1 protein-coding gene and 1 pseudogene are annotated in these 2,088 nt (G+C 43.3%); both read left to right on the forward strand.

The features are described 5' to 3' along the window. Positions 1-37 precede the first annotated feature (37 nt). Complete coding sequence (locus tag ACUU1I_RS20295; RefSeq protein ID WP_001246479.1) at positions 38-1,561, forward strand: EAL domain-containing protein; 1,524 nt, start codon at positions 38-40, stop codon at positions 1,559-1,561. A gap of 131 nt (positions 1,562-1,692) precedes the next feature. Continuing rightward, positions 1,693-1,912, forward strand: a pseudogene (gene ymgF, locus ACUU1I_RS20300) (cell division-associated protein YmgF). Positions 1,913-2,088: the final 176 nt, after the last annotated feature.

Here is a 2,088-nt window from a genome sequence, read left to right on the forward strand (position 1 = left end):
ATTTTCATGTATTAAACCCTTTGGCCGGGACAAGCAAATGCGCAATACACTCATACCCATCCTCGTTGCGATATGCTTGTTTATTACCGGTGTCGCTATTTTGAACATCCAGCTCTGGTATTCCGCAAAAGCAGAGTACCTGGCGGGAGCAAGATATGCCGCCAACAATATCAATCATATACTTGAAGAAGCGTCACAGGCGACTCAAACAGCGGTTAACATTGCCGGGAAGGAATGCGACCTCGAGGAGCAATATCAGCTTGGCACTGAAGCAGCTCTGAAACCTCACCTGCGCACAATCATCATTCTCAAACAGGGAATAGTCTGGTGTACATCCCTGCCTGGGAATCGGGTCCTGCTGTCTCGTATTCCTGTTGTCCCGGACAGTAATTTACTGTTGGCTCCGGCAATCGACACCGTTAATAGATTACCTATCCTGCTCTATCAGAGCCAATTTGCAGATACGCGCATTTTGGTTACGATAAGTGATCAACATATTCGCGGGGCGCTTAATGTACCCTTGAAAGGGGTAAGGTATGTATTACGCGTGGCGGATGACATTATTGGACCAACGGGTGATGTGATGACGCTTAATGGACATTATCCCTATACCGAGAAGGTTCACTCCACAAAATATCATTTCACTATTATCTTTAACCCGCCGCCACTCTTTAGCTTCTACAGACTTATCGATAAAGGCTTTGGGATTTTAATATTTATTCTGTTAATCGCCTGCGCCGCTGCCTTCCTGCTTGATAGATATTTCAATAAAAGCGCAACGCCTGAAGAGATCCTGCGACGGGCAATAAATAATGGGGAGATCGTCCCTTTTTACCAACCTGTGGTAAATGGTCGGGAAGGGACATTGCGGGGAGTTGAGGTGTTAGCCCGCTGGAAACAACCTCACGGTGGATATATTTCACCCGCGGCATTTATTCCACTTGCTGAAAAATCCGGATTAATCGTTCCGCTTACACAAAGCCTGATGAATCAGGTTGCCAGACAGATGAACGCTATCGCGAGTAAACTGCCGGAAGGTTTTCATATTGGAATTAATTTTAGCGCTTCGCATATTATTTCGCCGACGTTTGTCGACGAGTGTTTAAATTTCCGTGACAGTTTTACCCGCCGCGATTTAAACCTTGTTCTGGAAGTCACCGAGCGTGAGCCATTGAATGTTGATGAAAGTCTGGTTCAGCGGTTGAACATTCTGCATGAAAATGGTTTTGTCATCGCGCTGGATGATTTCGGTACTGGCTACTCAGGGCTTTCTTATCTTCATGACCTGCATATTGATTATATCAAAATTGATCACAGTTTCGTTGGCCGCGTAAACGCAGACCCAGAATCAACCCGAATTCTGGATTGTGTATTGGATCTGGCGCGTAAACTTTCGATCAGTATCGTCGCTGAAGGTGTCGAAACGAAAGAACAACTTGGCTATCTGAACCAAAATAATATCACATTTCAGCAGGGTTATTATTTCTATAAACCTGTTACATACATCGACCTGGTCAAAATTATCCTTTCTAAACCGAAGGTGAAGGTTGTGGTTGAGTGAAAATTGATCAGTAAGGCCATAGTGCGGTGTAATTATAGACAGCTAATTAGCTCGTTGCCTCTTGTTACTATTGTTCATTATTTTGTTTGCTATAATTGTTTGAAAGTTTTGACAGGATTGCCATTAGTAGCATGAACAATAGTAATAATCTGGATTATTTCACTCTCTATATCATCTTTTCCATTGCATTTATGCTGATCACCCTCCTGGTCATCCTTATTGCAAAACCCAGTACCGGGCTGGGAGAAGTGCTTGTGACGATAAATTTGCTTAATGCCCTTGTTTGGCTGGCGATCAATCTGGTTAATCGATTTAAGAGAAAGACTCGTCAGCCACAGGGATCAGCAATAATCTTTCAGTTTCTCACTGTCAGTATGCGGCTGAATGGGTTGCTGGCAGTGAACGCCTGGATCATTGAAGGAAAGGAATTATTGCGCAAATAGTTGTCAACCTTGGTGTTATCACAGTTGTTTTTATATATCACCGAAATAATTACCATGGCAACTATTAATAATTTTGATGTCGAA

This window comes from Shigella sp. SIG3, assembly GCF_053555855.1.